This is a genomic window from Eikenella sp. NML070372, from assembly GCF_001648415.1.
GTDB lineage: Bacteria > Pseudomonadota > Gammaproteobacteria > Burkholderiales > Neisseriaceae > Eikenella > Eikenella exigua.
In genome coordinates, this window is the sequence record NZ_LXSN01000003.1 from 321,087 (window position 1) to 337,690 (window position 16,604).

The window sequence follows — 16,604 nt, forward strand, 5'->3', positions numbered from 1 at the left end:
TACCTGCCTTGTGCGAAATTGCGCGCAGGGCAGGCATGGCGTGATGAAGGCTACCTGAAATGGTTTGCAGATTTCAGGTAGCCTTTTGTGTGCCTGCCGATTATGGAGCGGGCTTGGTTGGGGCTATTTGAAATGCCGGGGAGGCGGGTTTGATGATGTGGGAATCAACGGTGTTGTGCCGCTCGGTCTGCTTTTTTCCCATCCGTTATATATCCGCCCTGCTGCCACAGCTAAGGCTACCTGAAAATAGGGCGAACGTATTTCCGGCTTCGTTGATGCTTTGCTTTCAGGTAGCCTGCAACGTTGCCGACGGTAGCCGATTTCGTGGGGCGGGGTTGATAATACGCCCGCCCAAGCTGCTGATGCCGTGCTAAAATCCGCCCGTTGCCAGATATGGATAACGGCCATTCCGTTGGCCGATTGATTTTCAGGTAGCCTCTCCTCGGCTTGAGGCTACCTGAAAATTTTCATATCTATCCGGCCGCTCTTACTATCCATTCAGAATACGAAAGCCCATGATCCGACACCGCCTCCTCCCAATCTCCGCCGCCCTCCTGCTCGCTGCCTGTACCGGTCTTGGCACGCAAATGTCTGCCGAAAGCTGGCGCGACGATGCCGTCACGCCCGAGTTTGAAGCCTCCGGCCGCATGGGCGTAAAGGAAAACGAACGCGGCAGTTATGCCAATTTCGATTGGCTGCGTACTGCCGCCGTGCAGCTGTTTGAAGTGAAAACCCCGCTTGGCAACAGCGTGGGGCGTTTGTGCCAAGACAGCGGCGGGGTGCAGGCGGTAGCGTCCGACGGCCGGGTTTTCCGCGCCGCCACCACCGCCGAACTCAGCCGACAGCTGCTCGGCTACGACCTGCCCGTGGCCTATATCGACCGCTGGGCCAACGGCCTACGCGTGCCCGGCGAGCCCTACAGCGTGCTGCCCGACGGCCGCCTGCAGCAAATGGGCTGGAAGATCCAACGCAATTTGGGCGAAGACGGCCAAGTGCGCATGCTGCTGCTGGAACGCACCGGTCTGAGCCTGCGCCTGGTGTTCGACCGCTTCGGCCAACCGGAGCAGCGCCCCGGCAGCTGCGCAGATAATGCCGGGCAGGCCGTATGATGCAGCCGCACCCCGCCGCCCGAGCTTTTCCCGCCCCGGCCAAGCTCAATCTCGACCTGCGCATCATCGGCCGCCGGGCTGACGGCTACCACCTGCTCGAAAGCATCTTCTGCCTGATCGATCTATGCGATACGGTGTGGCTGCTGCCGCGCGAAGACGGGAAAATCATCCTGCACAACCCCGCCGGCAGCATCCCGCCCGAACAAGATTTGAGCCACCGCGCCGCCCGCCTGCTGCAACAGTTTTCCGGTAGCCCCAACGGCGTGGAAATCTGGCTGGATAAACATATTCCCAGCGGCGGCGGGCTGGGCGGCGGCAGCTCGGATGCCGCTACCGTGCTGCTTGCCCTCAATCATTTGTGGCACACCGCCGTGCCGCCCGAAACGCTGCGGGCGCTCGGCCTGAAGCTGGGTGCGGACGTGCCGTTTTTCCTGTTCGGACAAAGCGCTTTTGTGCAAGGCATCGGCGAAATCCTGAGCCCGCTGGCCGTGCCGGAACAGTGGTATGTAGTGGTGCGCCCCGATGTGCATGTGGCTACCCCGAAAATCTTCGCCCACCCCGAGCTCACCCGCAACAGCCCGCCCTGCACGCAACCCGGTTTCGCGCAACTGCAACCTTTCCGCAACGATATGCAGACCGTGGTGCTGGCCGAATACCCGCCCGTAGCCGCCGCCTTCCGCCTACTGCAAGACCACGGCACGCCGCAGCTGACCGGCTCCGGCGCCTGCCTGTTTATCGCCTGCGCCACGCAAGGCGAAGCCGAGTATATCTATAGTAGGCTACCTGAAAATCTGGCTGCCTGGTGCGTGCGCGGTTTGGATAGGCATCCCTTGCAAGGCATCCTGAAAATATAGTGGATTAAAAAAAGAAAGCTACGGCGTTGGCCCGCCTTGCCATACTACTTGTGCTGTCTGCGGCTCGCCGCCTTGTCTCAATTTTACCCACTATGACAAAAACATCAGGCACGCTTGACAATATACCGAAAAAAACGCATAATTCATCTCTTTCTTGAATCGCCTGCCGCAATAGCAGGATTGTACTGGGGATTCGCCAAGTTGGTTAAGGCATCGGATTCTGAATCCGACATACGTAGGTTCGAATCCTACATCCCCAGCCAGATTCGTCAACAATACATTTGGGGATTCGCCAAGCTGGTTAAGGCACCGGATTTTGATTCCGGCATGCGTAGGTTCGAATCCTACATCCCCAGCCACCTTACAAAAGCATGTACGCGTACATGCTTTTATTTTTATTGTATGCACCATACACTAAAAGGCTACCTGAAAACGAGCGTAGCGAGTTTCGCCAAAACAAAATCGGTTCGAAAACCGGAGTGGTAAGAATTTTCTTGCCGTGGAAACCCGTTTATTCGGTTTTGATTGCTCAATTAAGGGCGAAAGCAAACCATGCTCAGGCATTCGTTGCCCGCCCCCGATATCAAGCAGGTACAAATGGTGGATATTCCGCACAAACAGCACTTTGGTTTTGCCTGCGCTCGGCGTATAATCTACCATTTGCAAGCCAGTCAAACCCAAGCGCGAGGGAGCGGCAATGTTTCCCACAGTCGGCGGCGAGACCGCAAACAACACAGGTAATGAAGAAATGGCATACGAAAGTTTAATGGTATTCGCCGGCAACGCTAGCGCCGGCTTGGCTGAAAATGTGGTGAAACACCTCGGTATTTCATTGGGGAGTGCTTCCGTTGGCAAGTTTTCCGACGGCGAAGTCGCCGTGGAACTCTTGGAAAACGTGCGTGGCCGCGATGTGTTTATCTTGCAGTCCACCTGCGCACCCACCAACGATAATCTGATGGAGCTGCTCACCATGGCCGACGCGCTCAAGCGCGCTTCCGCTGGCCGTATTACCGCCGCCATACCCTATTTCGGCTATGCCCGCCAAGACCGCCGCCCGCGTTCCGTGCGCGTGCCGATTTCCGCCAAACTGGTGGCCAATATGCTCGCCACCGCCGGCATCGATCGTGTACTGACTGTGGATTTGCATGCCGACCAAATCCAAGGCTTTTTCGATATCCCGGTGGACAACATCTATGCCACCCCGATTTTGGTTCACGACATCCTGCAACAGCGCATCGAAAACCTCACCGTAGTCAGCCCCGACATCGGCGGCGTGGTGCGTGCTCGTGCCGTGGCTAAGGTGCTGAACACCGATTTGGCGATTATCGACAAACGCCGCCCCAAAGCCAACGTGGCCGAAGTGATGAATATCATCGGCGATGTTCAAGGCCGTACTTGTCTGATTGTGGACGACATGATCGATACCGCCAACACTCTGTGCAAAGCTGCTTCTGCTCTAAAAGAGCGCGGTGCGGAACGCGTGTTGGCTTATGCCACCCACCCCGTGTTCTCCGGCGAAGCCGTGAACCGCATTGCATCATCTGATATCGACCAAGTGGTGATCACCGACACCATCGCCCTGTCTGATGCCGCCCGCAACTGCGACCGTATCCGCCAGGTTACGATTGCCGGGTTGCTGGCCGAAACCATGCGCCGCATCAGCAACGAAGAATCTGTCTCATACCTCTTCAACGAGGATGTGGCATCCCCGGGAGCATTATTCCTCCCGTAATCCCTTGCCGTCAGGGTTGGTCGCAGCCCGGCAGACGGCTTTATTTAACTTAAATGGAGTTTTACTATGTCTTTCAAAATTGAAGCCCAAGTGCGCGAAGAGCAAGGTACTGGTGCGAGCCGCCGCCTGCGCCGCGAAGGCCGTGTGCCTGCCGTAGTTTACGGCGCCGGCTCTGACGCCACTGCTGTTTCCGTTGACCACAAAACCGTATTCTTTGCCCTGCAGAAAGAAGAGTTTCACACCGCCATCATCAAACTGGCGCTGAACGGCAAAGAGCATGACGTGATTGTGCGCGACTTCCAGATGCACCCCGTTCGCCGCGAAGTGCGCCACATCGACTTCCAAATCGTAGAAGCCGGCAAACCGATCAAAATCCGCCTGCCGCTGCACGTGGTTAATGCCGAGAAATCTCAGGCTGTTAAACTGCAAAACAGCCGCGTGGCTCTGCTGAGCACCAGCGTGGAAGTGCTGCTGGATCCAAAACACATCCCGTCCGAACTGGTTTTGGATTGCGAAAAAGTTGTGGCCGGCGACGTATTGCACCTGTCCGACATCCAATATCCGGAAGGCGTGGAAAGCACCTCCCTGCGCCGTGGCGCCAACTTGGCCGTAGCCACCGTAACCGCCGCAGGCAAATAAGCCATAGCTTTGATAACAAACCCCGCTGCAAAGCGGGGTTTTGTTTGGCCGGTGTTGCGGTGTAAAGGCTACCTGAAAAGTTATAGCTGGCAGTTTCGGGCAGCCTCTTCGTATTTGAAAGGCTACCTGAAAAAGCTTCACCGTCTTCTTCAGCCCACAGCCCTGCTGCGGTTGGTGTTAAAATCCTGCCCAAACCAAATTACGGAAAAACCATGAACCACACTCTTGAAGTCAGCCCCATCAGCCGCCCCGTGCTTGTTCCGCCGGGAGGGCAAAACAAAGTCTTGCTCCACTCCTGCTGCGCCCCGTGCAGCGGCGAAGTGATGGAAGCCCTGCTTGCTTCCGGCATCGACTACACCATCTATTTCTACAACCCCAATATTCATCCGCTCAAAGAATACCTGTTGCGCAAAGAAGAAAACATGCATTTTGCCGACAAATTCGGCATTCCTTTCATCGACAAAGACGACGACTACGAAAACGACCGTAAAGAATGGTTTGAGAAAGCCAGGGGCATGGAATTCGAGCCCGAGCGCGGAGTCCGTTGTACCATGTGTTTCGATATGCGCTTTGAAAAAGCCGCCCAATATGCCTATGAAAACGACTTTCCTGTGTTCACCAGCAGTCTCGGCATTTCCCGTTGGAAAAATATGAGCCAAATCAATGATTGCGGCCACAGCGCCGCCAGAAAACACCCTGGTTTGGTGTATTGGGACTATAATTGGCGCAAAGGTGGTGGCAGCTCGCGCATGATAGAAATTAGTAAGCGCGAGCACTTCTACCAGCAGGAATATTGCGGCTGTGCCTACTCACTGCGTGATTCTAACGCCCACCGTAAATCGCAAGGGCGGCCGCCGATTAGAATCGGGGTGAAGTATTATGGTGATGAAGAGGATGCAGGTTGAATGCTGCTGATTACATGGAAAAGCTACCTGGAATTTTCAGGTAGCCTTTTTATTGCAACTTTAATTGCAGCGAGCGGGTACGAAACAAGCTGCTACATAGCTTGCAGCGAGCAAAACCGATATAGGCGTAGACTACCTGAAAATTGGGAGGGGCTGCCCAAATCGATGTTTGCGTAGCAACACTGCGCTACAGTTTTCCAACAGAGTAGGGCGGATCGTTATACCGCTACATGAGGCTATCTGAAAATCCCGGCGCACATTTTTCAGGTAGCTTCCACTTCTATTAAGAAAGAGAAAATCGCTGAAAGGCACTGTATTCGGCGTTTGTAAAGCACTTTGGTTTGCTGATTAGGAAAATAAATGTTGGGAAATGCAAATTTATGCTTGCACGCAGGCGCAGTGCATACTAATATGTGCCACACCAAGTCCCCCTTTGTGCAGGAAAAGCGGATGCGGCTTTCATTTGGATACCGTCCGTATTCTTCTGCCAAAGGAGGAATTATTTTTTGTTACAACAGCGCCGCTTGGCCGGAAGCAGGCTTGCCATGGTTGGATGAGGCGCAACGCAGCATTTTTCAGGTAGTCTGTACGCAGGCATAGAAAAACAGACCATTAGCAAGGAATCCTTTATGACTACGCCAACCAATGAACGCTTTACCACTCCCGTCACCGAAGGCGGCTCATCCAAAGGTGATTTTTTCGGCCATCCACGTCAATTGGGTACCATGTTCCATATTGAGCTGTGGGAACGTTTCTCTTTTTACGGCATGCAGGCCATCCTGCTGATTTACCTCTACTACGCCACTAAAGACGGCGGCCTGGGCATCGATAAAAATCTGGCCGGCGGTGTGGTAGGCGCATACAGCGGCAGTATCTATTTGGCCACCATTCTGAGCGGCTGGTTGGCCGACCGCGTATTGGGAGCGGAAAAAACCCTGTTTTGGTCGGGCGTGGTGGTAATGCTCGGCCATATTGCCCTGGCTGTGCTGCCGGGTTTGGGTGGGCTGATTGTTGGCCTGGTGCTGATTGCCTTGGGAAGCGGTGGGGTGAAGTCTTCTGCCGGCGCCATGGTGGGATCGCTATATGAAGATCCGTCGCGGCGGCACCTGCGCGATGCGGGATTCTCAATTTTTTACACTGCCATCAACATCGGCGGCTTTATCGGCCCGTTGCTCACCGGTTGGCTGCAGTTGAAATACGGCTTCCACTACGGTTTCGGCGCGGCAGCCATAGGCATGGCTTTCGGCCTGTGGCAATACTGGCGCGGCCGTAGCCAATTGCCGCCCTCTCCGCCTGCCAATCCGTTGCCGCCCGAGCGGCGCAAACTGGCTGTATCCATTGCGGTAATCGCTTCGATGGTGCTAGGTGGCAGTATTGCGGGTAAGCTGTTGCATCTGGAAAATTTTTCACGTGTACTCTTGATCGTGGTAATTATTACCAGCCTTACTTATTTCGTGCGCATGTTTACCAGTGAGCAGGTTTCTTATGCGGAAAAACGCCATATTCTGGCCTATGTACCGATGTTTGCGGTAATGTGCCTGTTTTGGGCGGTGTGGTTTCAGATTTACACTGTGGTAACCATTTACTTTGACGAAACGTCTAACCGCGTGTTGTGGGGCTTTGAAATCCCCGTGGCGTGGCTGGCCGCTTTACAGAGTCTGTGGGTTATCGTATTTGCCGGCCTGATGGCTGCGCTGTGGACCAAAATGGGCACCCGCCAGCCGAAAACACCCATGAAATTTACTTTGTCGATGGTGATTATGGGTGCATCCTACCTGTGCTTCATCCCTTTCCTTTCCTCCGGTCAGGTTATGCCGCTGGTGGTAATGGCGCTACTGATTCTCACGATTACCATTGCTGAGCTGCTGCTCTCGCCGATTTCTTTGTCGTTTGCCACCAAAATTGCGCCCGAAGTATTCAAAACACAGATGGTATCGTTCAATTTCCTTACCATTTCGTTGGGGTTCACACTGGGTGGGGTACTGTTCGACCAGTTGTATAATGCTACCAAGGTAATTGAATTCTACCAACTGTTGGGCATCCTCGGCATCAGTGCAGGCGTGGTGTTGCTGGTGATGCTGCCTATGTTGAACCGTCTGTTGAGCGATATAGACTAAATTGCATGATTTTCAGGTAGCCTCAAGTTACCCACTCACTAAAACCCCTGCCGGGAAATGCTGTCGTGGTGGTTTTCCATACTTCTCTAACTAGGCAATATGATTGCGTTAACTTTGCATTTGAAAAATCATATTTGCCGCTTTGTAAGCGGATTGTTTTCAGGTAGGCTTGCAGCTGCCGGCGATATTTAATATAGCAACGATAAGCGGCAATAAATGCGTACTTTACAATCAGACAAGTTAAAGCAGCAACACCTTGCATCAGCAGCATCTTTACCAGTAACTGCCAAAGGAGTCAGCTATGAGTAATATTCACGCACAACGTCTCGCCGCCCTGCGGCAAACCATGCAAGAACAGAAAATTGACGTTTGGATTGTGCCCTCCGCCGACCCACATATTTCCGAATACTTGCCCGAACATTGGTGCGGCCGTGCTTGGTTGTCCGGCTTTGATGGCTCGGTCGGCACGCTGGCCGTGAGCGCTGATTTCGCCGAATTGTGGGTGGACAGCCGTTATTGGGAACAGGCCAAACGCCAGCTCGAAGGCAGCGGTTTCGTATTGCAGAAACTCGGCCAGAGCTACCCCACCATGGTTGAATCGTTGGCTGAGAGGCTACCTGAAAACTCCGTAGTCGGCATTCCGGCAGATGGTTTGTCGCTCTCACTCAAGCACGAAATGCAGGCTGATTTTGCTGCGAAAAACATCTACCTGCGGCTTGATACCGACCTGCTCAATAACTTCTGGCACGACCGCCCCGGCTTGCCGGAAAGTCCTATTTTCGTACACGAAGCCCGATTCTCGCCAGAAAGCGTGCCGGAAAAACTTGCCCGTGTGCGTGCCGCAATGAAAGAGTTTGGTGCCGACCGTCATTTGGTTTCCTCGCTCGACGACATCGCTTGGATTACCAATCTGCGCTGCAATGACGTGCCGTTCAACCCCCTGTTTATCTCCTATCTGCTGATTGATGCCGAACGGGCTACCCTGTTTGTGAATCCCACCAAGCTCACTGATGCCTGCCGCAAAGTGCTGAACGAAGCCAAAATCGACGTAGCTGAATACCGCAGCGTGGTGGATGCCGTGGGCAAACTCAGTGGCAGCCTCCTAGTCGATCCCGACCGCACCGCCGTTTACACCTTGGGCAAGTTGCCCGACAGCGTGCGTGTAATTAAAGACATCAACCCCAGCACCCTATTTAAAGCCTGCAAGTCTGAAGCCGAAATCGAACACGCCAAACATGCCATGGTGCGTGACGGCGTGGCTTTGTGCGGCTTCTTTGCCGAGCTAGAGCAGAAACTGGCTGCCGGCGAAATCGTTACTGAGCTGGATATCGATACCATGTTAATCGACCACCGCAGCCGTCAGGCCGATTACATTTCGCTCAGCTTTGATACTATTGCCGGCTTCAACGAGAATGCCGCTTTGCCGCACTATGCCGCTACACCCGAGCACTATAGCACCATCACAGGGCAGGGCATCCTGCTGATCGACTCCGGGGCACACTATCTGGACGGTACCACTGATATCACCCGCGTTATCCCTATTGGTTCGCCTACTGCCGAGCAGAAACGTGACTACACCCGCGTGCTAAAAGCACACATTGCCCTAGCCGAAGCAGTGTTCCCGGAAAATCTCTCCGGTCAAGTACTGGATGCCATCTGCCGTGCACCGCTGTGGAAAGAGCAGTGCGACTACGGTCACGGTACCGGTCACGGTGTAGGTTATTTCCTCAACGTGCACCAAGGTCCGCAGAAAATTGCCTACAACACTTCTGGTCTCAAGTGCAACAATATGAAAGAAAACATGATTACCTCCAATGAGCCTGGTTTATACCGTTCGGGCAAATGGGGTATCCGCATTGAAAACCTGGTAGTGCACCGTCGCGTGAAACAGCCGAAGGAAACCGAATTTGGTCAATACCTGTGCTTCGAGCAGCTTACCCTGTGCCCAATTGATACGCAGCTTATCGAACGCAGTATGTTGAGCGACGACGAAGCCGCTTGGCTAAACGACTACCACTCTCTCGTGCGCGAAAAACTGGCCCCGCATACCGAAGGTGCAGCTAAAGCATGGCTGGAAAAGAATACCCAGCCCATTTGATTTTGATGATGTGGTTCAATAACGTGCTGACAAAAGACTACCTGGATTTCAGGTAGTTTTTTGCCTTTCAGGCCATATTTTCTGCCTGGAAAGGGGCAATTTCCGTTTCGTGTAAAGAAATTTTTACATAACTTGTTTTTACAAATAATAGACTTACGGTCAGTAGGGTTGTTTTTTGTTGCTTTTCAAGTGAAAAATATTTGGCAGTTGTTTGGCAGTTATGCTAATATTTCACTGCGCAGCAAGGGAAAAATTTTAAGAATTGCGCTGTGTTGGCATATTAAAGAAATAGAGATGTGAACCGTTTTCATTTAAGCGCACGGAGAATTTAGCACTTATTGTTTGGTTAATAATAAAGCAAAATGCTAAATTTTGTTTAGGTGGAATGCGGAGCAAGATGACTGATTCACAAAACTACACAAAAACACAAAACATAACATACACTCATCACTCCAATAAAGAGTTTTCCCATTGCTGCCGCTGTGGTTTGGCGGCGGTGTTTTTAAACACATAGGAGTTTGATATGACGTTTTTGAAAGTAGCAGCCAGCCCGTCTGTTCAACAGGGCTTCACCACTGAGTTAGATGTGGTGGACGTGCAAGGTGCCGACCTCGCAGGTATTGGTGCCGTTGTTGCTTCTACTGCTGATGCAGCCAAGGCTGTAGAGCAGGTTGAAGCCACCGGCTTCGGTATTCCGGTATTTGTTGCTCTGCAGCCCGGCGAGAGCGTGCCCGAAAGCCTGTTGACCCGTGTGAACGGCGTGATTCAATTAGGTCGCGGCAATGAAGAATACTATGGCCGCCAAGTGGATACTGCCGTAAATCAATATGGTTCCAAACTTGCCCCTCCTTTTTTCGGTACGCTGAAGCAGTATGTAAATATCGGTAACGCCCAGTTCGACTGCCCCGGACACCAAGGTGGACAGTTCTACCGCAAACACCCTGCCGGCCGCGAATTTTACGAATTCTTCGGTGAAAACGTATTCCGCGCCGACTTGTGCAATGCCGACGTTCGCTTGGGTGATTTGCTGATCCACGAAGGACCTGCTTGTGCAGCCCAGCAACACGCTGCCAAAGTGTTCAATGCCGACAAGACCTATTTCGTTCTGAACGGTACTTCTTCTTCCAATAAAGTGGTGGCCAATGCTCTCTTGGCTAAAGGAGACCTGGTATTGTTCGACCGCAATAACCACAAATCTAACACCATCGGCGCGCTGATTACTGGCGGCGCTATTCCGGTTTATCTACAAACCACTCGTAACCCCTACGGCTTCATCGGCGGTATCGACAACACCTGCTTCGAAGAAGCTTACATCCGCGAACAACTGGCTAAAGTTGCTCCGGAGCGTGCTAAAGAAGAACGTCCGTTCCGCTTGGCTATTATTCAGTTGGGTACTTACGACGGTACCATCTACAATGCTCGCCAAGTAGTAGACCGCATTGGTCACTTGTGCGACTACATCCTGTTTGACTCTGCTTGGGTAGGTTACGAGCAATTCATCCCGATGATGCGCGATTGCTCACCGATGTTGCTGGAACTGAACGAAAACGATCCTGGCATCTTCGTTACCCAATCCGTACACAAACAACTGGCTGGCTTCTCTCAAGCTTCTCAGATTCACAAAAAAGACAGCCACATTAAAGGCCAGAAACGCTATTGCAGCCACAAACGCTTCAACAATGCGTTCATGATTCATGCTTCTACCAGCCCGTTCTACCCGATGTTCGCTTCTCTGGACGTGAACGCTCGGGTTTTGGATGGTGAAGTAGGCCGCAACCTGTGGCGCGACTGCGTAACCGTAGGTATTGAAGCTCGTAAGATGCTGCGTGCAAGCTGCAAGCTGATCAAACCGTTTATTCCGGAAACCATCGACGGCAAACCGTGGGAATCTTACCCGACCGAGAAGATTGCTCAAGATCTGCGCTTCTTCGAATTTGAGCCGGGCGCTAAATGGCACTCCTTCCCTGGCTACGGTAAAGGCCAATACTTTGTTGACCCGTGCAAATTCCTGTTGACCACTCCTGGTATCAACGTGGAAACCGGTGAATACGAAGACTTCGGTGTACCAGCTACCATTTTGGCTAACTTCCTGCGCGACAACGGTATCGTTCCGGAAAAATGCGACTTGAACTCCATTCTGTTCCTGATGACTCCAGCCGAAGATCTGGCTAAGATGGAACACTTGGTTGCTCTGATCTCTCGCTTCGAAAAACACATCGAAGCTGACAGCCCGATGAGCGAAGTGGTGCCCACTGTATACGGCCGCAATGCTGAGTACTACAAAGGCTACACCATCCGTCGCCTGTGCCAAGAAATGCACGACTTCTACAAACGCAACAACATGAAACAGTTGCAGAGCGAGATGTTCCGTGCCGATGGCTGGCCGAAACAAGCTATGCTGCCCTACGACGCACAGCAAGCCTTCATCCGTAACGAAGTGAAACTGGTTCGCTTGAGCGAAATCGCTGGTCAAATCGCTGCTGAAGGTGCTCTGCCTTATCCTCCGGGCGTACTGTGTACTATCCCGGGCGAAGTTTGGGGTGGTGCAGTGCAGAAATACTTCCTGGCTCTCGAAGAAGGCATCAACTGCTTGCCTGGTTTCGAACCTGAGCTGCAAGGTGTATATCTGCAGACCGTGGAAGACGGCAGCCGCCGTGCTTTCGGTCATGTAGTGGTTAAAGGCTAATAAGCCGTATCAGGCTACCTGAAACGGTTTCAGGTAGCCTTTGTTAGATAAATTTGATTGCGCGGCAGCGCAGGCTTCGCCGGAATATTGGTTAAACCCGCCTGCTGCATTAAGAAGGATTAAGTATATGTCAACCTCTCAAAACAAGATGGGCGTGGTGCAACTGACCATTCTCACCATGGTAAATATGATGGGCTCAGGCATCATCCTGTTGCCAGCCAAATTGGCTCAGGTTGGTACGATTTCTATTTTGTCATGGCTGGTTACCGCTGGTGGCTCTCTGGCCTTGGCTTACGCGTTCGCCAAGTGTGGCCGCTTCAGTAAAAATGCTGGTGGTATGGGTGGTTATGCCGAGTATGCCTTCGGTAGATCCGGTAACTTTATTGCCAACTACACCTACGCCGTTTCTCTTGTAATTGCCAACATCGCTATTGCTATTACCGCAGTAGGCTACCTTGCCCAGTTGATGGAATGGCAGCTTTCTCCGCAGCAAGTAGCCATGTGGACCATTATCTTCGTATGGGTAACCACGGTTGCCAACTTCGGCGGCGCATCCATCACCGGCCGCATCGGCAGCTTCACCGTGTGGGGCGTGGTGATTCCGGTGGTTGGTATTTCCATTATCGGCTGGTTCTGGTTTGATGGCGCTAAATATGCTGCCGCTTGGAACCCGCATAACTACGGTGTGTTTGAAGCACTGCCGAAATCCATCTCAATCACCTTGTGGTCATTCCTTGGCTTGGAATCTGCCTGTGCAAACTCTGATGCCGTAGAAAACCCTGAGAAAAACGTGCCGATCGCTGTATTGGGCGGTACCCTGATGACTGCGGTAATTTATATCGTTTCTACCAACGTAGTAGCCGGTATTGTCGATAATGCTGCTTTGGCTGCTTCCGATGGCCCGTTTGGTTTGGTGTTTGCCCAAATCTTTAACCCGACTATCGGCAAAGTGGTAATGGGTTTGATGGTGCTGGCTTGTACTGGTTCCCTGTTGGGTTGGCAGTTCACTGTGGCCCAAGTGTTCAAATCCAGTGCTGACCAAGGTTACTTCCCCAAAGCGTTCAGCTCTGTTACCAAATCTAACACTCCGTTGGTAGGTATGATCATCCTGTGCGTGGTTCAAACCCTGCTTTCCCTGATGACCATAAGCCCGAGCTTGAGTGAGCAGTTCGACGTATTGGTGAACTTGGCTGTAGTAACCAACCTCGTGCCCTACGTACTGTCTATGTCTGCCCTGTATGTCATGCAGAAAGTCAGCAACGTGCCGGCTGGCGAGTTGAAAGTAACCACCATCGTTGCCCTGATTGGTAATATCTACAGCTTCTACGCCCTGTATGGTTCAGGCGCAGACGCCATGCTCGGCGGCGGTTTGGTAACCTTCTTCGGCTGGCTGATCTACGGCCAGGTTGCAGGCAAAAAATTCGACCTGAAAGAGCCGTACTAATCGGTTGCAGCAAGCCGGTCTGAATACAGTTTAGACAAACCTGCTAAAAGCAGCCCCCGAATTCTAATAGAGGAGAATTCGGGGGCTGCGCTTTTTCAGGTAGCCTCATGGATTGAAGGCTACCTGAAAAATACGCTCCGGCTTTCGGGCGGCCTTCCCGAATCTGTTACAATACGCCCCTTAAATTTAACGCATTAAACACCAAGACAATAATTATGGAAGCCGAACGCATCAACCTACTCAACAACACCCTCGCCGACTTGGAAAAACGCAGTGTCGAAATTCGCGTGTATCTCGATTACGACGGCAAAAAAGACCGGCTGGAAGAAGTGGTCGGCCTATCCGAAGATCCTGAGCTTTGGAACGATCCCAAACGCGCCCAAGAAATCGGCAAAGAGCGCAAAGTGCTCGAAGGCATCGTGCTCACGCTCGACAACATCGCTGGCGGCATCGACGACAACCGCCTGCTTATCGATATGGCGCTGGAAGAGGGCGATGAAGACAGCTTTGCCGCGATTGAGGAAGATGTAGCCGAGCTGGAAAAACAAATGGCCGAGCTTGAATTCAAGCGCATGTTCAACCAGCCTGCCGACGTGAACAACTGCTTTATCGATATCACTGCCGGCGCCGGCGGTACTGAAGCCGAAGACTGGGCCGGCATGCTGCTGCGCATGTATGTGCGCTATGGCGAGCGCAAAGGCTTCAAAGTGGAAATCATGGAGCAGGACGACGGCGAAATTGCCGGTATCAATCGCGCCACCATCCGCTTGGAAGGCGAATACGCCTACGGCCTATTGCGCACCGAAACCGGCGTGCATCGTCTCGTGCGCCACTCCCCATTCGATTCCAACAACAAACGCCATACTTCCTTTGCCTCTGTGTTCGTCTACCCTGAAGTGGACGATAGCTTTGAAGTGGAAATCAACCCGGCAGACGTGCGCACCGATACCTTCCGCGCATCTGGTGCCGGTGGCCAGCACATCAACAAAACCGATTCCGCCGTGCGCATGACGCATATCCCCACCGGCATCGTGGTGCAGTCGCAAAACAGCCGCTCGCAGCACGATAACCGCCGCGTGTGTGAAGAAATGCTACGCGCCAAGCTGTTTGAGCTGGAAATGCGCAAACGCAACGAAGAAAAACAGGCGCTGGAAGAAGGTAAATCAGACGTGGGCTGGGGCAGCCAAATCCGCTCTTATGTGCTCGATTCCTCTCGCATCAAAGACTTGCGCACCAGCTACGAAACCGGTAACACCAAAGCTGTGCTCGACGGCGATTTGGACGACTTCATCGAAACCAGCTTGAAACAGGGCATGTGATTGCCGCCTAAGTGATTTGAATGCAGAAAGGCTACCTGAAAGTGTGATGAGGGTTTCAGGTAGCCTCAAACGTTTAACTCAAGGGGCAATATGATGACTAAACGACAGCGTGAATACACATTTCGCCTAAGCCAGCCTTACTCAGCGGGTGCAACTTTTAGTGGTATTGGTGTGCCTGAGCCAATTATTGAGTTGGCTGGTGGGAACAGCTTTGTTGAAGGCGTTGGGTTGGCTGGAATTGTCGGTAGGGGAACCCGGCAACTTGGCAGGGTGGCAGTGTCTGGAACTTGGGTGTTGGTTGGTTTGCTGCTGTGTTCGGGTTTGGTGTTTTTGTGCTGGCTGTACCGGGCGGCCTGTAATGTGCGGGCTTTGGGGCGCAGGGGATGCAGGTGAGCCCGGCTTGGGCGGTTAGCTTAGCTGTTTGGCCGCTTCGATGGCGTAATAGGTGAGAATGCCGTCTGCGCCGGTGCGTTTAAAGGCGAGCAGGCTTTCGAGGATAACTTTATTGCCGTCAAGCCAGCCGTTTTTGATGGCGGCTTGGAGCATGGCGTATTCGCTGGATACTTGGTAGGTATAGGTGGGCACGCCGAACTGGTCTTTCACGCAGCGGATGACATCGAAATAGGGCAGGCTGGGCTTCACCATCACCATGTCTGTACCTTCTTGTAAGTCGAGCGCGATTTCGTGCAAGGCTTTGTTGCTGTTGGCGGGACCCATTTGATAAGTGCGTTTGTCAGCCTTGCCTAAGTTGGCGGAACTGCCCACTGCATCGCGGAACGGACGTAGAAGGCGGAAGCATAATTTAGCAGAATAGGCCATCAGTCGGGTATGGATGTGGCCGGCATCTTCCAAGGCTTCGTGGATGGCGCGTGGATGGAGCCAATACGACCGTCCATCATATCGGAGGGGCAACCACTTGTACGCCGGCTTCAGCGTGGCATATGTTTATTTAATCAGCACTTCTACGGTTTCATCATTATAATACATACGTAGCCATTTTCATCAATCAAGCTGTCTTGGCCGTGACTGGTGTAGGGGTCGAGTGCTACATCAGTCATCATGCCCAACTCGGGAGAGCGGTCGCGCAAGGCGCGCACGGTGTGCGGTACGATGCTTCTGGGTTGTAGGCTTCGCTGGCAGTTAGGTCTTTATGCGGTACTGAAGCAGGAAATAAGGTCAGCATGGGAATGCCTAGTTCGCAAGCTTGCTCAGCTTGGTGCAGCAGGTTATCCAAGGTTTGCCGCTCAATGTCGGGCATGGAAGGAATGGGCTCGTTGCCAGAGCATTGCTCCAGCACGAATGCAGGGTAGATTAAGTGAGGGGATGCTTACGCATCGGGCAACGAGAAAAATCATCTCTACGCATCCGGCGTGGGCGGATGAAGGGAACTTGGCAGGGCGGGAAATTCATACTGGAAACCTATGGGATGTTTTTAACGGCGTATATTCTATGTCGTTTAACTAGAAAAGGGGATGGATGAGAATGGTGGCAGATGTGGTACGCAATTTTCCGCTAATGAAACTTCTTCCGTCTTAGTGATTTAGTTTTTGTTTGTGGATATTTTGTTTTCCGGTATTTGACAAAATATTTTGGTAGGCGTATAGTCCGCATCTTCGCTGTTCCTTACGGCACGGTTTTGTTGTCGGTTTTACGGTTCAGCAGCTCTTTAACAATCAGATTACCGATAAGTGTGGGTGTTTT

Annotated in this window: 11 protein-coding genes, 2 tRNA genes and 1 pseudogene; 12 read left to right on the forward strand and 2 right to left on the reverse strand. The window is 52.6% G+C overall.

Annotated features, from left to right (window positions below; all coding sequences use genetic code 11):
* Positions 1 to 515: 515 nt before the first annotated feature.
* The 8 genes from A7P97_RS01710 (at position 516) to A7P97_RS01745 (ending at position 7,356) form a co-directional block, all read left to right on the forward strand.
* The gene (locus tag A7P97_RS01710; RefSeq protein ID WP_067530063.1) at positions 516 to 1,109 is read left to right on the forward strand and encodes an outer membrane lipoprotein LolB; all 594 of its coding nucleotides are present in this window, start codon (positions 516 to 518) and stop codon (positions 1,107 to 1,109) included.
* A complete protein-coding gene (gene ispE / locus A7P97_RS01715) occupies positions 1,106 to 1,963 on the forward strand; it encodes a 4-(cytidine 5'-diphospho)-2-C-methyl-D-erythritol kinase (protein WP_067530064.1) in 858 nt (285 codons plus the stop codon). The genes A7P97_RS01710 and ispE overlap by 4 nt, the downstream gene beginning before the upstream one ends.
* A 186-nt stretch (positions 1,964 to 2,149) precedes the next feature.
* Positions 2,150 to 2,226, forward strand: a tRNA-Gln gene (locus A7P97_RS01720).
* 19 nt (positions 2,227 to 2,245) lie between these two features.
* Positions 2,246 to 2,322, forward strand: a tRNA-Gln gene (locus A7P97_RS01725).
* Positions 2,323 to 2,711: 389 nt separating this feature from the next.
* Positions 2,712 to 3,695, forward strand: coding sequence for a ribose-phosphate pyrophosphokinase (locus tag A7P97_RS01730; RefSeq protein ID WP_156497463.1), 984 nt, complete (start codon positions 2,712 to 2,714; stop codon positions 3,693 to 3,695).
* Positions 3,696 to 3,761: 66 nt separating this feature from the next.
* Positions 3,762 to 4,334, forward strand: coding sequence for a 50S ribosomal protein L25/general stress protein Ctc (locus tag A7P97_RS01735; protein ID WP_003824618.1), 573 nt, complete (start codon positions 3,762 to 3,764; stop codon positions 4,332 to 4,334).
* A 212-nt stretch (positions 4,335 to 4,546) separates the two neighbouring features.
* A complete protein-coding gene (locus A7P97_RS01740; RefSeq protein ID WP_067448643.1) occupies positions 4,547 to 5,239 on the forward strand; it encodes an epoxyqueuosine reductase QueH in 693 nt (230 codons plus the stop codon).
* A gap of 629 nt (positions 5,240 to 5,868) precedes the next feature.
* Positions 5,869 to 7,356, forward strand: a complete 1,488-nt coding sequence (locus A7P97_RS01745; protein ID WP_067530066.1) for a peptide MFS transporter — start codon at positions 5,869 to 5,871, stop codon at positions 7,354 to 7,356.
* A gap of 22 nt (positions 7,357 to 7,378) precedes the next feature.
* Here the strand turns inward: A7P97_RS01745 and A7P97_RS09945 are convergent, their stop codons facing one another.
* The gene (locus A7P97_RS09945; protein WP_156497461.1) at positions 7,379 to 7,627 is read right to left on the reverse strand and encodes a hypothetical protein; all 249 of its coding nucleotides are present in this window, start codon (positions 7,625 to 7,627) and stop codon (positions 7,379 to 7,381) included.
* A 30-nt stretch (positions 7,628 to 7,657) separates the two neighbouring features.
* On the opposite strand from A7P97_RS09945, the gene A7P97_RS01750 reads away from it, so the two are divergent.
* The 4 genes from A7P97_RS01750 (at position 7,658) to prfB (ending at position 14,903) form a co-directional block, all read left to right on the forward strand.
* On the forward strand, positions 7,658 to 9,454 hold the full coding sequence (locus A7P97_RS01750) for an aminopeptidase P family protein (RefSeq protein WP_067530067.1): 1,797 nt from the start codon (positions 7,658 to 7,660) through the stop codon (positions 9,452 to 9,454).
* A gap of 523 nt (positions 9,455 to 9,977) precedes the next feature.
* A complete protein-coding gene (locus A7P97_RS01755; protein WP_067530068.1) occupies positions 9,978 to 12,140 on the forward strand; it encodes an ornithine decarboxylase in 2,163 nt (720 codons plus the stop codon).
* 127 nt (positions 12,141 to 12,267) lie between these two features.
* Complete coding sequence (gene potE, locus A7P97_RS01760; RefSeq protein WP_067448633.1) at positions 12,268 to 13,584, forward strand: putrescine-ornithine antiporter; 1,317 nt, start codon at positions 12,268 to 12,270, stop codon at positions 13,582 to 13,584.
* Between the two features lie 215 nt (positions 13,585 to 13,799).
* Positions 13,800 to 14,903 carry a peptide chain release factor 2 gene (gene prfB, locus A7P97_RS01765; RefSeq protein ID WP_067530069.1) on the forward strand — a complete coding sequence of 368 codons (1,104 nt, stop codon included), beginning with the start codon at positions 13,800 to 13,802 and terminating at the stop codon, positions 14,901 to 14,903.
* Positions 14,904 to 15,311: 408 nt separating this feature from the next.
* Here prfB and hemB read toward each other — a convergent pair.
* Positions 15,312 to 16,313 (reverse strand): annotated as a pseudogene (gene hemB, locus A7P97_RS01770) (porphobilinogen synthase).
* Between the last annotated feature and the right edge of the window lie 291 nt (positions 16,314 to 16,604).